Annotated in this window: 16 protein-coding genes; 10 read left to right on the top strand and 6 right to left on the bottom strand. The window is 50.0% G+C overall.

All coding sequences use genetic code 11. The features are described 5' to 3' along the window. Positions 1 to 44: 44 nt before the first annotated feature. Together V5J77_RS22010 and V5J77_RS22005 are read right to left on the bottom strand one after the other, a co-directional pair. The gene (locus V5J77_RS22010; protein ID WP_338552984.1) at positions 45 to 284 is read right to left on the bottom strand and encodes an NHLP leader peptide family RiPP precursor; all 240 of its coding nucleotides are present in this window, start codon (positions 282 to 284) and stop codon (positions 45 to 47) included. Between the two features lie 124 nt (positions 285 to 408). Beyond that, a complete protein-coding gene (locus tag V5J77_RS22005) occupies positions 409 to 1,326 on the bottom strand; it encodes a hypothetical protein (RefSeq protein ID WP_338552983.1) in 918 nt (305 codons plus the stop codon). 476 nt (positions 1,327 to 1,802) lie between these two features. Here V5J77_RS22005 and efeO point away from each other — a divergent pair, with 476 nt between their 5' ends. From efeO to V5J77_RS21965, 8 genes are all read left to right on the top strand, one after another. Beyond that, positions 1,803 to 2,714: an iron uptake system protein EfeO gene (gene efeO / locus V5J77_RS22000; protein ID WP_338552982.1), complete on the top strand. Its 912-nt coding sequence runs from the start codon at positions 1,803 to 1,805 to the stop codon at positions 2,712 to 2,714. Between the two features lie 82 nt (positions 2,715 to 2,796). Further along, positions 2,797 to 4,041, top strand: coding sequence for an iron uptake transporter deferrochelatase/peroxidase subunit (gene efeB / locus V5J77_RS21995; protein ID WP_338556985.1), 1,245 nt, complete (start codon positions 2,797 to 2,799; stop codon positions 4,039 to 4,041). Positions 4,042 to 4,063: 22 nt separating this feature from the next. After that, positions 4,064 to 5,848: an FTR1 family protein gene (locus V5J77_RS21990; RefSeq protein WP_338552981.1), complete on the top strand. Its 1,785-nt coding sequence runs from the start codon at positions 4,064 to 4,066 to the stop codon at positions 5,846 to 5,848. Between the two features lie 139 nt (positions 5,849 to 5,987). Further along, a complete protein-coding gene (locus tag V5J77_RS21985; RefSeq protein WP_338552980.1) occupies positions 5,988 to 6,326 on the top strand; it encodes a lipopolysaccharide assembly protein LapA domain-containing protein in 339 nt (112 codons plus the stop codon). Continuing rightward, a complete protein-coding gene (locus V5J77_RS21980; RefSeq protein ID WP_338552979.1) occupies positions 6,326 to 7,261 on the top strand; it encodes a methyltransferase domain-containing protein in 936 nt (311 codons plus the stop codon). The genes V5J77_RS21985 and V5J77_RS21980 overlap by 1 nt, the downstream gene beginning before the upstream one ends. A gap of 14 nt (positions 7,262 to 7,275) precedes the next feature. Continuing rightward, positions 7,276 to 7,476 carry a hypothetical protein gene (locus V5J77_RS21975; RefSeq protein WP_338552978.1) on the top strand — a complete coding sequence of 67 codons (201 nt, stop codon included), beginning with the start codon at positions 7,276 to 7,278 and terminating at the stop codon, positions 7,474 to 7,476. Between the two features lie 228 nt (positions 7,477 to 7,704). Beyond that, positions 7,705 to 8,406 (top strand): hypothetical protein, encoded by a 702-nt coding sequence (locus V5J77_RS21970; protein ID WP_338552977.1) that lies wholly within the window; start codon positions 7,705 to 7,707, stop codon positions 8,404 to 8,406. Between the two features lie 64 nt (positions 8,407 to 8,470). After that, positions 8,471 to 9,115, top strand: coding sequence for a hemolysin III family protein (locus tag V5J77_RS21965; RefSeq protein ID WP_338552976.1), 645 nt, complete (start codon positions 8,471 to 8,473; stop codon positions 9,113 to 9,115). Between the two features lie 80 nt (positions 9,116 to 9,195). Here V5J77_RS21965 and V5J77_RS21960 read toward each other — a convergent pair whose 3' ends face one another. Continuing rightward, positions 9,196 to 10,011 (bottom strand): lipase family protein, encoded by an 816-nt coding sequence (locus V5J77_RS21960; RefSeq protein ID WP_338552975.1) that lies wholly within the window; start codon positions 10,009 to 10,011, stop codon positions 9,196 to 9,198. A gap of 217 nt (positions 10,012 to 10,228) precedes the next feature. Here V5J77_RS21960 and V5J77_RS21955 point away from each other — a divergent pair, with 217 nt between their 5' ends. Then, a complete protein-coding gene (locus V5J77_RS21955; protein WP_338552974.1) occupies positions 10,229 to 11,209 on the top strand; it encodes a Gfo/Idh/MocA family oxidoreductase in 981 nt (326 codons plus the stop codon). Positions 11,210 to 11,318: 109 nt separating this feature from the next. Here V5J77_RS21955 and V5J77_RS21950 read toward each other — a convergent pair whose 3' ends face one another. Next, on the bottom strand, positions 11,319 to 12,560 hold the full coding sequence (locus V5J77_RS21950; protein ID WP_338552973.1) for a magnesium transporter CorA family protein: 1,242 nt from the start codon (positions 12,558 to 12,560) through the stop codon (positions 11,319 to 11,321). Between the two features lie 206 nt (positions 12,561 to 12,766). Here V5J77_RS21950 and V5J77_RS21945 point away from each other — a divergent pair, with 206 nt between their 5' ends. Further along, positions 12,767 to 13,306: a hypothetical protein gene (locus tag V5J77_RS21945; protein ID WP_338552972.1), complete on the top strand. Its 540-nt coding sequence runs from the start codon at positions 12,767 to 12,769 to the stop codon at positions 13,304 to 13,306. A 161-nt stretch (positions 13,307 to 13,467) separates the two neighbouring features. Here the strand turns inward: V5J77_RS21945 and V5J77_RS21940 are convergent, their stop codons facing one another. After that, a complete protein-coding gene (locus V5J77_RS21940; protein WP_338552971.1) occupies positions 13,468 to 14,706 on the bottom strand; it encodes an FAD-dependent oxidoreductase in 1,239 nt (412 codons plus the stop codon). A gap of 130 nt (positions 14,707 to 14,836) precedes the next feature. Continuing rightward, on the bottom strand, positions 14,837 to 15,703 hold the full coding sequence (locus V5J77_RS21935; protein WP_338552970.1) for an AraC family transcriptional regulator: 867 nt from the start codon (positions 15,701 to 15,703) through the stop codon (positions 14,837 to 14,839). Positions 15,704 to 15,886: the final 183 nt, after the last annotated feature.

Raw genomic sequence — 15,886 nt, 5'->3', positions numbered from 1 at the left:
TTGCCTTCCTGGCAGGGCGCTTGCTTGATGACTGTACGTAGAGGTTACTTCCAAGGCGGAGATGCAACAGTTGCTTTGGAGCTATCAGCTGGACTGATAGGGATTACGAGATAATAGCTGTTAGTCTGTTCTTCTACTGCGTTTACTTCAATGTCTTCTGGAATTTCAACTTGAAAAGCCTCTTTAATAGCGGCGCGTGGATCAGCTAGCAGCTGCTTCTTGAAAGCCTCATCTTCCCATGCTTTCTGAATAATTTGTTGTCTTAACGGGTTATCGCTGCTCATACTTTTCCACCTTTCTAGTATTATGTATAAGTTCCATTTGCATATTGTAGCATGGAATTTCGACAAAAACTACTATATATTTTCATAAAATGCTAATGAATAGCAAAAATTTTAACGGAATATGTCATGCTAGTGTTTGAAAGAGTCCGCCCTCCATCTGTTTTTTGCGATTGAGCTCTATAGCTTGAGCATCATTTGCGAGAGAATCGGTTATGGAGGCATGAAACGCTAGTAAATAACCAGCCTTAAGGCCTAATTGTTGATGGGCTTGCTGAAATTGGCGAGCGAGCTCGACATAGTCCGTTAGCAGCCCCTGTACATATATCGCTTTTCTTACTTTACTGACGATAATAGGCGAATGCTCCGGCCATCTATTCTTGAATAAGGCTAGCAATCCGTTGTAGCTTCCATCAGCTAAGTCTGCTTCCCAGTCCGTCCAATCATCGGCCATTTGAAGCGCAACAAGCACATAATCAACAGCCTGTTCGACTGCTGGTATGAAGGCGTGCTTGTCCGATAGGAGCAAGGCTCCGGTGCTGGCTATTTTCACGAGTGATGATTTTAAAGCGGTACGAAGCGGATCGGTGTTGAAATAATCGCTCTCGGATTCTTCGGTCACGCCAAGCGACCAATCGGCCATGTAACGATCATAATACTCCCAAAACTTAGAATCAGTTGGATGCAAACGGTGCAGGACACCGTACATTTGCGTATAAAATAAATGTCCCAAAGCCAGTTTCTGTCTGCTTTCCGCACTCCCCTTATCCATCACTTCATCCACAATGAAAAAATGCAGCATGCCGAATAAATTGGCAAGGGCAAGCTGCTCGCATTGCTCCTCGGTCACATCGGCCATTTCCGTCATCCAATAGGGCAGCAAATAGCCGAGATAGTTCTGGCTGCCGCTGCGATGCAGAGGATTAATATGCCTAATATAAGCTTGTCCCTTTTGATTTAGCGGTTCGGGAAATTTAGCTGTTAATTGCTCTGCTTTGGAGAAAACGGCCTGAAGGCGGCCTTCAAAATGAGTGATAAATGTCATAGGGCAAAAGACCTCTTATCTTTATATAATAGGCTAAAAGGCGCATTAAATAATATGTTTTCCAGTATTATACTTTGTTTTGGTTGTTGAAGATAGAGGGTAAGTTAAGTAAAATGTAGAAACTTGAAACTTTTTTTGTGGGAAAACGATAAAAAGAGAAAGGCGAATGCGAAAAAGGAGGAGCGCATGGGAGACAATGGGCTAATAATGCAACCAGTCGTACCGATTTTGCGAATTAATGATTTAAGCCATACATGCGGAATTGATCCAATCCCGCTGTATGGCTTTCTTTCTATTTGGTATGTTTGATGAGAATAGTTGTTAATGATTTGGCTCCTGCTTTCGGTCAGCTAGAGATGCACGAAAAATAAGTACCGTTGTTGCCATAAAAATATAATTGACAATGATTCTCAACAGGAATATACTTCGCAATAGAATAAATTCACATGACGTGGATTGTTAAAGGGGAAAATCGAATGAACTGGAAGTTGATCGCAATTTCATTATCTTGTGCAAGCCTATTATTTCTTTCTGCATGCGGATCGGATACTGCTGCTAATACAAAAACAGATAACGCGGCAGCGACAGCAGCAAATACAGCTGATGAAACGCCGGCAGCGTCGGAGGAGTCGCCCGCTGCTACAATAGCACCTGCCACCGCAGAGGAATGGCAGCCTATTCTTGACGAATATCGCGCCTTCACCATTAAAGAGGCGGATTCGCTCGTGATTGAAACCGAAAAATTCGTCAATGCCGTTAAAGCGGGCGAATTGGAGACGGCGAAGCAGCTGTATGCGCCATCGAGAATGTACTATGAAAGAATCGAGCCGATTGCTGAAGCGCTGGGCGATTTTGACCCTCATATTGATGCCCGTGAAAATGATGTCGACGAGAAGGAATGGAGAGGCTTCCACCGAATCGAGAAAATTTTATGGGAAGAAAATACGACAAAAGGCGCTGAAGGCTATGCCGATACGCTGCTTGAGGACATCAAGCTGCTTCGCGCACTGATGGAGACGGTCGAAATTGAGCCTAGCCTGCTCGTTACGGGTGCGGTTGAGCTGCTGAACGAAGTATCCTCCTCTAAAGTAACAGGCGAGGAGGAGCGTTATTCACATACTGATTTGTATGATTTTGTAGCTAACGTTGAAGGTGCGGAGAAAATTTATGAGCTGCTTAAGCCGCAGTTGAACAAGCATGATGCGCAGCTGGAAGCATTGATTGGCACAAGCTTCACAAGCCTTGACGATGCGCTTGCCGTTTATAAAGATGGCGACGGCTATAAATCTTACCTTGATTTGAAAGAAGAAGATACGAAGAAGCTGAGCCAGCTGCTGGACGCTTTGGCAGAACCGCTTTCACAAATGGGCAAAATTTTGGGGGCTTAATGTCATGAGTTCTACTACTAACAACGACGATAAACAAAAGCATAATCAGAAGCAGGCTGGCGACAGTGTGCTGGAAAAACCGATGAGCCGCAGAGATTTATTGCGGCTCATGGGCGTTGGTGGGGCTGGTTTGCTGATCGGCGCGACTGGCATGGGCGGCATTATGCAGGCGGCAAGCAAGACGCTGACCGTTCCGGCGGCGACAGGGGCTGGAGCAAATGGAGATGTGCTGCCTTTTTACGGTGCTCATCAGGCAGGCATTGCGACGCCGTCACAGGATTTTATACTATTCGCTGCTTTTGATCTGACTGCAGCTTCAATTGATGATGTACGTACCTTGTTTCAAGCTTGGACGGCCGCTTCAGCTGCAATGACACAAGGAACGATGATTGGCACGGACAATAATAACTTGAACCTGCCGCCATCCGACACGGGCGAAGCCGCAGGCTTATCGCCTTCCAAAACAACGATTACGTTCGGCGTAGGGCCGAGCTTTTTTGATGGACGCTTCGGCCTGTCAAGCAAGAAGCCCGCTACCCTTGAGGAGCTTCCGGCATTTGGCGGCGATGAGCTGCAGCCGGAGTGGTGCGGTGGCGATATCGGCGTGCAGGTATGCGCAAACGATATGCAGGTCGCCTTCCATGCCATTCGTAATTTGACGCGGATCGCACGGGGGAAAGCGGTGCTTCGCTGGACGACGGAAGGCTTTCAGCGTACATCCGGCGCTGATAAGCAGGGAGCAACCCCGCGCAACTTGATGGGCTTCAAGGATGGAACCGCGAACCCGGATACGAGCGATGAAGCGCAGATGAAGCAGGTCGTCTGGGCTTCCGCCGATGACGGTGTACCATGGATGGCGGGCGGAAGCTATATGGTCGTGAGAAGAATTCGCATGCGGGTTGAGGTGTGGGATCGCTCGACGCTGTCTGACCAAGAGGCAACCTTCGGTCGTCACCGGGAGAGCGGTGCTCCAATTGGCAGCTTGAAGGAGTTTGACACCGTTGATTTGAATAAAAAGGATGAGAACGGCAAGCCGGTCATTCCAGCCAACTCGCATCTGGCACTTGCTAGAGGTGACGGGTCTTTGAAAATATTGCGCCGCTCGTACTCCTACTCCAGTGGTCTTGACAAGCGCACCGGACAGCTTGATGCGGGACTATTGTTTATTTGCTATAACCGCGATACGAGCAAGCAGTTTATTCCGATGCAGACCAAGCTGAGCCGCATGGATAAGCTGAATGAATATATCGTGCATACGGGCAGCGCCGTGTTTGCCTGTTTCCCTGGCGTCAGAGAGGGCGGTTATATTGGAGATACGTTATTGTAGCAGGAGAGAGGAGAAGCGGCATATGTTTTCAGGTACCAGCCGTTACAGCATAGGATGGAAATGGCTCGGCATTATCGTTATTTTAGCAGCTATAGCTGCAAGCTCGATTGGCGTGAGGCCCGTTTTTGCAGAAGCGTCCAGCGATTTGGATAAGCTGCTTCCGCTCGTTGGCGGAGCGCTTGCGGCGGCAAGCCAGAGTGACTGGGAGCAGGCATCCGGCCATATTAAAGAAGCAAATGAGCGCTGGAAGCAGCTAAACGTGAAAAAATCAGATTTATCCGCCGATGTCGACTCCGCTCTGGCTCATGCAATCGTGCTCTTGGAACAGGGGGACAGCAAGCCGGATGAGGCGAAAGCCTCCTTATCCGAGCTGGCAAAGACGATTAATAAATATGTGAAAACCGTCCAGAAGGACGATCAAGCTAAGCTGAGCGGCAAGGAAGCGGCAAAGCTGCTGCTGCCTATGGCGACAAAGCTGCTGGTCGAAATTAAAGGGGAGCAATGGGGAAAGGCGAGCGCTGATTATAAGACGATTAACGATAATTGGCTGACAATTGAACCTGCGATCCGCTCGGACAATTTCAGCGTTTATGGCAAGCTGGAGACGGCAATGAGCATGATCCGAATTGCGCTTCAGGCTGAGCCGCCGCGTGCGGAGCAGGCCGAGACGGAAGCCAACGCGATGATTCAGCTGCTTAATGATTATATGGCGGGCAAAATTGATGCGGCTGCGGTGCCAGCGGAAAAACTGGGCATTGCTGACCTGATTGCAATTGTTGATAAAGCAGCTAAAGACATAGCCGCAGGCAACTTAAGTGAGGCTGATGGCCAAATGCAAGCCTTTATTTCAAAATGGCCGTCGGTTGAAGGGCAGGTTCAGATTCGTTCTGCTGATGCTTATACGAAAATCGAAATTCAAATGACGGCGGTTTCGGGCTATTTGCTTTCCAATCCGCCGGAACCGGATAAAGCCCAAGCTGTAATTGGGGAAATCAGAGAGATACTTGCTCCAATGGTGGAGGAAACGCGCTATACTGCCTGGGATGCTGGAATGATTTTGCTCCGCGAGGGGCTTGAGGCGATTCTCGTGCTTGCGGCTTTACTGGCTTATTTGAAAAAAACGGGCAACGAGTCGAAACGCATCTGGGTGTGGTCTGGCGTCTGGGTCGGCCTGCTGCTGAGCGCGGTTATGGCTGTGCTGCTCACTTATGTGATTGCTCAAGCGGCTGCTGGCAGCGCGCGTGAAGCAATTGAGGGCATCGCTGGTCTCGTCTCCGTCATCTTGATGATAACCGTTGGCAATTGGCTGCACAGCAAAGCGAATTTGCGAGGCTGGAACAGCTATATTGACAACAAAATGGGCAGCGCAATCGCGCGCGGCAGTCTGTGGTCCTTGTTCGCTGTGTCGGCGCTTGCTATTATGCGGGAAGGGGCGGAGACGACGATATTTTATGTCGGCATGGCACCTTCCATTGATCCCTACCAAATGATCCTAGGTATTGGCGTAACGTTCCTGCTGCTCGTGGCAATTGCTTTCGTTATTATTCGCTTCAGCACGAAGCTGCCAATTCGTCCCTTTTTCATTGTGGCATCGGTACTCATTTATTATTTGGTGTTCCGCTTTATGGGAGAAAGCATTCACTCGCTGCAGGTTGCTGCATGGCTGCCGACGCATGCGTTAAGTGAATGGCCGACCATTGGCTTCCTTGGAATTTATCCAACGCTGGAGACAGCTTTTACGCAGCTTGCGGTATTGGTGGTCATTATTATAATGTTCGTGTGGCAGCAGGCGAGAAGAAAAGCGTAGCAATCTAATAAAGCTGTTATATGAACAAGCTAAAGCGGGTGCCCTGAGGTGGGCATCCGCTTGCTGTTTGATGCTGCGACTATTGGTTTAATAGGGAATATGATAAACTAATAGCAACCCAGAAAAAGGTGGAGAGAACATGAAGGCTCAGACGATGCTTATATCCGCACTGCTGTTTGCATTTGTTATTGCGTTGTTTGCCGTAATTAATGTCAACTCGGTGCAAGTTAATTTTATGTTTGCACAGGCTCAAATTCCGCTTATCCTCGTCATTCTCGCCTCCACGCTCATTGGCGGACTCGTTATTGGATTGTTTGGCATGGTGCGCGTGTTTCGCTTGCAGCGCCAGGTTAAGCTGCTGAATAAACAGGTGAATGAATTAACCGTTGAAGTGGAAAGCAAAGCAAAGCCGGAGTTTATACCTTTCAGCATTGATGAGGCTGAGCTACCTCAGACACGGACGTCAGTAGACCATTAATGACTCGTTATTTATACAGCTACAGCTGTCATGAAGAGGAATTGGAGCTATGCCGACTGGAATTGTGGCGACTGCTGGAGGCTCCGCTCAGGGATGGCTTCGTCGTGAGCGAGCATAACGTTCATCCGAGTAGAAGTCCGTTTCTCAAGCGTCGCATGGAGCTATCCCTTTCAGGTGCAACTTTGCCCGAGCTGCTGGAGCAGCTGCCGCTTGTTGATTTGAATGGAGCGACATTCAAGGTGCTTTGTACAGTGGCGGACGCCCCTTACAGCTACGAGGAGCAGCGCGCACTTGAGCGTTCTGTCGGCGGATCATTAGTTGGAGTAGCGGATATGCGGCAGCCGGAGCGTCTGCTGGGTATTACCTTTTGGCAGCAGCGATATTGGTTTGGCGCCTGTGAGCAAGCGAGCGCGATCTGGCTCGCCCATCGGCAGAAGCCGCAAAACTATTCGACAGCATTAGGCACGAGGGTGGCCAGAGCGATAGTTAATATCGCTGCGGGGCCAGCAGGCGAGGCGCTTAAGGCGAAGATAATCGATCCCTGCTGCGGCATGGGCACCGTGCTCATTGAGGCGCTGTCGATGGGCCTTGATATTCGCGGTGTGGATCGCAATCCGCTCGCAGTTCAGGGAGCACGGGTTAATCTTGCTCATTTTGGCTATAGCAAGGAACTCGTTACACTTGGCGATATGCGCGAGCTGGAAGGGCATTATGATGCGGCAATCGTAGATCTGCCGTATAATTTATGTTCGGTCTTGCCGATTGGCGAGCAGCTTGATATGCTGGAAAGTGTAAGACGGCTTGCTGACGTTGCAGTCATTATAACGACGGAGCCGATTGAAACGCAGCTTGCAGCTTCCGGCTTTAGCTTGATTGATCAATGCAAGCTGCATAAGAGCGCATTTACAAGGTTTATTACGTTGGTTAAATCATAAAGCGAGGTGATAAGATGTCGGACGTGGAGAATAAGGAAGTACAGGAGCAGCCGAAGAAGCTGACTCAAGCGGAGAAGGCTAAGCAATTGCTGGCCCAGAAGAAGCAGGGTAAAGCAGATGCCTTCGCACAAGGCGGCTTTTCAACAAGCACACAGCAAATGAAGAGCCAGAACACAAAGAAGGTCAATAATCAACGCAAAAAGATGGGCGTGTAATCAGCTATCAGCTGGAGATGCTTGATCGTTTGAATAGCCTTTTGCTATGCTGAAAATGTGCAGCGTAGCAAAAGGCTTATTTTTAATTAGAGTATCTAGAGGGCTGGCAATCTCTATTGTGTCTGAGGTGAATTGGGATTATTTTTAAGTAGCTCGTGAAGGAATGAATCGCAGCTTCTTCCCGCATAATGTACCTATACCATATTTCTTTGCAATGGAGGGAGAAGCATGCTGGCAGCTGGTGGAGGAGCCGTTAACATATTTTTGCTGGCAGGTGTGGCTACGACTAAGAGTGCCTTTAACGTTTGTCGTGATAAGCTTGACCAATTATTTCGTGAATCCGGCGCTCAGCCCCGCATTCATATTTTGCATCCTTATGGCGACAACAGCCGCAATCTGTTTCGACAGGTGCTTGAGGTGGGCAGCGATTTAACCAGCTTTATTGCAGCCGGACGCATTGGCGGGCAAATGGCTTACCGCCAAGTGAAGGAGAAGCTGATGAGCGCTGATGAGCCTTCCCTGTTCATCGGACATAGCGGCGGCGGAGCCGCAGCCTATCAAGCGGCGAAAATGCTGATGGAACGCAATCTAATGACCAATTTCCGCGTTCTTCAGGTCGGTTCGCCGCGCAATCATATTGCGCCGCAGCTGAAAGACAAAGTCTGTTATTTGTATTCCGTCAACGAGGCAGGCAAGCTTAATGATCCCGTAAGCCGGATCGGCAGCTGGGGCGGTTGGACGCGCAGCACTTCCGGCGTGCCTAAATGGCAGCAGATGAAGCATGCGCCAGGCAAGGTAGAGCCGATTCATGTCATCGGCGGACATGCCCATTATTTTCGCCATCAAGAGGCGTTTCGCGACCGAGATGCTGTCTGCAATTTGGATAAAACGATTGAGCGCCTGCAGCTGTGGTTGAAAGACTGGCACTGATGTTCTACACTGTAAATAGCAAGTGTTTAATATATTCAGTGGTTAGGATGGAGGTGCCATAGCAATGGCCAACACACACACTTATTCCAAGCGCGAGGAAATAGCCAATGCCATCACTCATGGTATTGGCGCTGCACTTAGTGTTGCTGCGCTCGTTATTTTAATCATATTTGCTGTAGATAAGGGTACTGCCTCTCATGTGGTCAGCTTTACGATTTATGGAACAGCGATGCTGCTGCTTTATGCCGCATCCACATTAGTGCACAGCTTTCCAGAAGGCAGGGCCAAGCGTGTTTTTGAATCGCTGGACCATTCCTTTATTTATGTATTTATTGCGGGGACGTATACACCTATTTTGCTGCATATTGTGCAGGGGACATTAGGGTGGGTGCTCTTCGGCATCGTCTGGGGCTTTGCGCTCGTTGGCGTCGTATTTAAAGCATTTTTTGCATCAAAGTTTTTATTTACCTCGACTATCGTATATTTGGCCATGGGATGGCTCATCGTCTTTGCCTGGAAGTCGCTTACGAGCCATTTGGCGCCCGGTGGCTTGCAACTGCTTATTACAGGCGGGCTGCTTTATACCGTGGGAACCGTCTTTTATATGTGGCGAGCGTTTCCTTACCATCATGCGGTATGGCATATGTTCGTATTAGGCGGGTCCGTGCTGCATTTCTTTGCGATTTTGCTCTATATGCTCCCATCATAAACGTTCAAAGAAGCTTGGCAGCGGGCGGATGCAATAGCATTTGTCCGCTGCCAAGCTTCTTTATGCAAACATAAGAAGGTCTACTGGGTAAGCAGCGGGCACCAGCCCGGGGGCTCCGAACAGACAGCCAGCGCAAAAATGGGCTCCTCGACATAAAGATCGTTAAAATAGCTAGGCAGTACATGGTTGGCGGCAACCGAGCCGAGTCTGAACGAGCGCTTGACCTCGCCCTTTACATGCAAGTAATAATACGTTTTTTTCGTTTGTGGCGATTGATACACAAGTGTTGGGAGATGGGGAACGATATCATATTCGTTTTGAAAACGCCAATGGGTACCGACAAGATTGTTGTAATTTCGAACAAATTTAGGATCACCGACCCGTGGTGCCCCGAAGGTATAGACAATCGGTGATTTTATTGGCGTATTCGCGGCAATATCGGCAGCTGCAAGCGTAGCCAAAGCGCCGCCTAGGCTATGCCCGGTTATAAACAATGGCTTATCAGCGGGCAACTGCTCCATGAGCGCCAAAATTTGATCCCGCGCAGACATATAAATATCGGTGAAGCCCTTATGCGTATAACCGCCATTTTTCACGGGACGATAGGGTGTTTGCTGGGCGATAAAATCCGATACCCAATCGACGGCGGAGCCCGAGCCGCGGAAAGCGAGTACGGAGGACTGCTCAGACGTCAGCAGGAAGCCAAAGGCTTCCTCCGTCTGATCATAGGCCTTGGCATTGAATGTCCCGACCAGCGTATAATTGCGAGGTACGAGAAACAGCCCGCTTGGATTCGTGAATTGTAAATACGTTTGACCGCATACTGCGGCCAAAAACAAAGCTGTCCGAGTGTCCAACTGCTGTGACTCCCGGTTGTTTTTTTTCAAAGTTGTCATTGCCCGACCTCCGATCCTTACTGCGCGATTGCGCGAGAAGTTTCTGCCTGTTTGCTGACTGCAAGCGGGAAGCTGATGTTGTAGCATATGAAAGACTGGGCGTCCCCGCAACTGCTTGGGCCATGCCCAGATTAAAAAAATTTAGCAAAGTAGCATTGGACGCGAGCAGGGCTGCGCCGTTATAATAGGAAAAAAGCTTTACGATGGGAGCTTGCACATGACTTTGCAGATTGGTGTTATTGGTACAGGTTGGTTTGGTCAAATGCACGCTCAAAAGCTGGCAAGTATGGAAGGCGTCAACGTAGCAGCGCTAGTGGCTACAAGCAAGCAGAAGGCCGACGATGCGGCAAAGCCGTTTACAGATGCACGCGGTTATGAAAACGTTTCCGATATGCTCGATGACCGGAAGCTGGATGCGGTCTATATTTGTGTGCCGCCGTTTGCCCATGGAGAGATCGAAACGGAGCTGGTGAAGCGCAAAATTCCGTTTCTGGTCGAAAAACCGCTTGGCGTCGATGTTGAAACACCGGCAGCTATTGGACAAGCGGTACAGGCTAGCGGCCTCATAACCTCAGTCGGCTACCATTTCCGTTATATGGACGGCACGGATAAAGCGAAGGAGCTGTTGGAGAGCAGACTGGCTGCCATGGCTATCGGGAGCTGGATGGGCGGTATGCCTGGTGTTGGCTGGTGGAGAAAAATGAAGGGCTCTGGCGGTCAGTTCGTCGAGCAGACGACTCATATTGTAGATTTACTCCGCTATTTGCTTGGTGAAGTTACGGAGGTTTATGCAGCCTACGGCGACCGGATTATGGCAGGCAAGGAAGAAGGGGTTGAGGTTCCGGATATTGGAACGGCCACCTTTAAGCTGGCTAACGGCGCAGTCGCTTCCATTAGCAATACTTGTGCCATTAGCGCCGGAGAACGTGCCGGACTGCACATTTATACGGATAAGGGTGTATTGGAGCTTGGGCATCATGGGCTCATAGATATCGAAGCGAGCCGCAAAACAGAATACGTAAATAAGCGCGATCCCTATCAGCTTGAAAATGAAGCGTTCCTGCATGCCGTTCGCACCGGCGATACTTCACGCATTCGTTCGACCTATGCAGATGCTTTGCGGACGCAGGAAATTACCGTTGCAGCTAATCAATCGGCGAAGTCGGGCCTTCCTGTTCATTTGCCCTCGTACGTATAAAACGCTTTGCTAAATGAATGAAGCGATGCTGTAAATAAAGCAAAGCCCCTCCAAATTCGCTGAAATAGCGAGCAATGGAGGGGCTTATTTTATCTTATTGCCTGTTTGGCTACAGTCGGCGTGATCTAGTCAATGGCTTGGCTGCTTGTGCAGCCTGCTCCTGCGTGGAAGTATTGGCAGGTGATGTGCGCTCCGATGAGTAACGTCGCCCGCTGTCCTCCTCTGGCGCCTCCTTATACTTCTTGCGGCTGTGGCGATCAGAGCGAGAGGCAGTCAGCTTGCTTGAACTACCGCGGCCAATCAGCATATCGCCAGTCCACCCTTTTTTCCATAGCCACACGTAAATGAAGACGGTTATCCCTATAATGAAGGCGCAAAGGATCGTAAAGCCCCACCAAGTTTTGTCCCAAGGCAGCGGCTGCAAATTCACACCCCAAAGGGCAGAAATGACCGTTGCCGGAGTAAAAATCACCGTGAAAATCGTCAGCGTCTTCATAATATCATTGCCGCGGAAGTTGGAGATGGCATCGTCCATTGAAATGAGTGTGTCGATCTCCAGTGAATAATGCTTGAGCAGCGTATCGATCCTCTCCAGCTTGTGTGTAATGCGCTTGTAGGCTTCACTTTCCATAATCCCGTCGAGAAAGGCCTCCTTCACTGAGCCGTGAAGCTCACGAACGGGCGTAAACAGATGACTCCAATGCAGCAGGTCATACCGCCTTTCAATAATGACGTCCATCAGGCCGGTACGATTGGCACTGCGCATATTATTTTCAAGTTCTCCGAGCCGTGTTTCAAAGCCGTCCAGCCCTTCATGGAACGGGCCTAATATAACTCCCAGCATAACAAGCAGCGCTTCTGGAGCGGTATCGCAAGCTTCCAGCCTATTCGTTACATCATCTGCTTGAAAACGTATAGCCAACCTCATATCCTCATGCATCGTCACAAGTCGCCTGCCACATACCCAAAAGTGGAACGGCTGTATGTCCGTATGCACCTCCGAGATCTGGATCATCAGCGTGCCATGAACAAGCGGCCCAAGCTCAGTTGCTGGAGCAACGGTAATTTGATTTGTCGTTCGTCCGTTGCATTCCTCAAGCCAGGATGCGCATTCTGGAAGCAGCAGCTTCGCCTCAAGCATTTGCGAATCGGCGCCGCTTGCTGCCTGAACAGGGTATGGCCGCGCTGCAAGGAAGCTTTCGTTATTTTTTCTATTGTCCTTGCGTTTGGGCAGTTTCTGCCCTAACTCCGCATGCTGCCTTTCGAGCTGCAGCATTTGCCAATCCCACTGCGCGGGATAGCGAAGCACTCGATGAATCATCGCCTTGCCCCCTGCTTGTCCGATTTCCATATCACTTCCTTCCATCATACCTTGAAAGTGATTGTTGTACAACAACCGAGCAGTGAATCTCTATGCAATACGATTGATTCCTTGCCGCTGAGGGTATAACTATTCTAAGAGCGCTCGGTCGAAGCCGGCTGTAATGAGGCGTATGGATCAGATGCCCAAATCAGCAGACTTTAGTATTCACAATCAGGTTTTAGGAGGAGATTCGAATGGCTAAGAAGCTGGGGATTTTCAAGACGGAGCAAGAAGTAATTGATACGATTACCGCATTGGAGCAAGCCGGATTCGTGCCTGGGGAGCTTCAAATCATTGCTAAGGACGGCGAGCATTCCCGCCGAATTGAGGCGGAAACCGATGTGCATGCCGATGAGGTCATGGAGCTGGCACGAACGAAGGCAAGCCATGCGGGCCATGAAGGGACGACGATTGCTGCTGCTGCGGCGATCCCTACGACGGGCATGACTGGAGCTGGCGGCTGGGCCGCGGTGCCTTTGACAACAGATGGCTTGCTTGCGACTAATCTAAGCGCGGATGATGACGGCATCAATCGCGCGCTTAGGGCGCTTGGTCTGGATAAAGCCGAGGATGCAAGCCGAGATGCAATTCGTGAAGGACGCATTATCGTCGTCATCGAGACGGATGAGACCCATACGATGATGGACAAAGAGGGCGGACCGAAGCTGGCGCGGCTGTCAGTAGCGGAATCTGTGCTTCGCAGCCAAGGCGCTGAGCATATTGCCGATCTTTAGATATAGACGATGAGCACAAATAAATGAACGAAAAACAGCAAAAGTCTTGTGTGTTATACGGTTTACGTTATATAGAAAGGAGGGGCTCCGCCGATCGGCGGAGCCCCTCCTTTCTATATAACGCTCAATACAACAAGGCTCAATAAGGCTGTGATATTTGCCTATACCTTTAATAACGAAGGACGGTCAAGGCGCACGATGCTTGCGAGCGGATGCTCCCTCCCATTGATCATATCCCGCAGCATATAAGCAGCCATCGTGCTGTAGACGGTGCCGTTGCCGCCGTAGCCGAGGCAATAGTAGACGCCGGGCATTTTTGGATCGGCGCCGATAAAGGGCAGATTATCGCGGGATTCACCGAACGTGGCGCTCCATTCAAATTCCAGCGGCTGATCCAGCATCGGAAACAACGCCGTTATTTTCTCCAGCAGCTTATCGGTTCGCTTGCGCCGCAGCTTCTCGCTTTCAATAGGCGCATCGGTCATTTCGTCCAGACCGCCGACGACGATCCGGCCATCCACCGTCGTGCGCAAATATAAATAGGGGCGCGCCGTTTCCCAAATAAGGCATGGTCCCGGCCAATTGGCCCGAAGCTTCGCTTCATCCTGAACGCCAGTAACGGCGGCAAAGGAGCGATTGATGTCGGCTTTAACCAACTGGCCGCGCAATTCCTCGGGCTCATAGCCAATAGCGAATATCACATGCTCCGCCTCGATTTCCCAGCCGTCGGATGTCCGCAACAGCTGCATGCCCTCAGCAGTCTGTTCATGCTTTACGATGTCGGTATGCTCATATATTTGCAGACCGGCTTGCGCCGCAGCGCTGGATACGCCCTGCACGAACTGAAATGGATTAACCTCGGCATCTCCATTCGCCATAATGGCACCCGGTTTGCGGAAGGGAAACTGCCGGGAAATATCGTCCGCCTCCAGAAAGGTGACGTCAAATCCATGCTTGCGCAGCATCTCAAATTCCTTCCGCAGCCCCGGCAAATCCTGCTCGGAGGTCGCATAATACAGGCTGCTTCTCGGAATGAAGCCGACATCTACGGGGAGCTGTGCCGCAATCTCTCCAAGCTGCCTCACAGCATCCAGACAGCCGCGATAGAAACGCACAGCATCGTATTCGCCGATTTGGTCTGCGAGCTCCCACAGCATAATGTCATTGGAAAACTGGAGCAGGCCGGTGTTGGCCGACGTACTGCCGCCTGCCACGTTTTCCCGTTCGAGCATTGCCGCTTCAATGCCGCTTTGCGCCAAAATATAACCGCAAATGCTGCCAGACATGCCGCCGCCGACGATGGCAACCTTTACTTTTTTGTTCTCGGTAATACGGGGATAGTCTGCCGTCGAATTTAAGGTCGTAGGCCAATACAGACTGCCTGTATGCAGCTCCTTCATCAGTGGTACAGCTCCTGTTCATTTGATTTTAAATGGCTTTATTAAAAACCATTACATATCTATTCCAATGCCGTACCACTAATATGTCCCATAACAGCCTCTCTGTATTACAAGGAATGCGGCTTGCTTCCTATTCTTTCAGACTGCGCATCGCTTCGCGGTAAGCGGTGGGGGACTGATTATAAAAACGTCGAAATTGCTTAGAGAAATAAAGCGCATCCTGCAATCCGACAGAAGCGGAAATTTGCTCAATCGTCAGTTCTCCACGCTCGCGCAGCATCTGCTTAGCCTTATCTATTCTCAGCTTGAGCAGGAAGGTGACGGGCGATGTTCCCGTTTTGCGTTTGAAAAAACGCGATAAATAGGCGCGATTGTAGCCGAGCGCCTCCGCCATTTGTTCAATAGAGACGGGATGGGCATATTGCGTCGATAAATAATGGATCATTTTTTGGAGCAATTGCTCCCCTTCGTCATCGGCCATCAGCGCTTTGCCGCGAGCGGTATCGCTCATAACGGCGCTATATTCAGCGAGCAGCAGCTGCAAATAGCCATTTGCCTTCAAATGTGCGGCCGCCTCATTCGAGCGGAAAATATGGAAGATATGATGAAAAAGCACGGCTGGCCGCCTGCTGCTGCCAGTATCAACGATAGGCTGAGCCGCGGATAACCCTGCTGTCTCAAGCAGCGCGCTAGAAAGTGAGCCCCTAAAGGCAACCCATCGGTAGCGCCACGGGTTCTGAACGTCCGATTCATAGCTGACAAGCTGCTCCGGCTCAATTAAAAAGGTGTGCCCTGCCCGCAGCTCATAGCGATTGTCGCCACAAATGAAGATGCCGCTGCCTTCAAGCACGACATGCATCAAATAAAAATCATATACTTTCGGACCGAGGCGATGCGCGGGCTTCGTCTGGCTTTCCCCTGCGAACAACACGTGAAGCAAATCATTTTCGATGATCATAGGGCTTGAGGCGACTTTATAGTTCTCTGGTCTGGTCATTCATTACACCTGCCTGCAATTGGGAATAAAGACTGCTGTATTTGCGGATTTTAATAATCATAGCATGTCTTAAGGTTGATATAAAAGTCACAAATATCCATGTGAATAGCACTTTGCGCCATTTTAAATGCCGCTTGCCTTGCGCTATACTGAAGGGGAAGACATCGCCTTACATCAAATTAT

The sequence above is a fragment of the Paenibacillus sp. KS-LC4 genome (assembly GCF_036894955.1).
Lineage (GTDB): Bacteria > Bacillota > Bacilli > Paenibacillales > Paenibacillaceae > Pristimantibacillus.
Note: the sequence above shows the minus strand (reverse complement) of the source record. Positions and strands in the feature narration are given on the sequence as shown.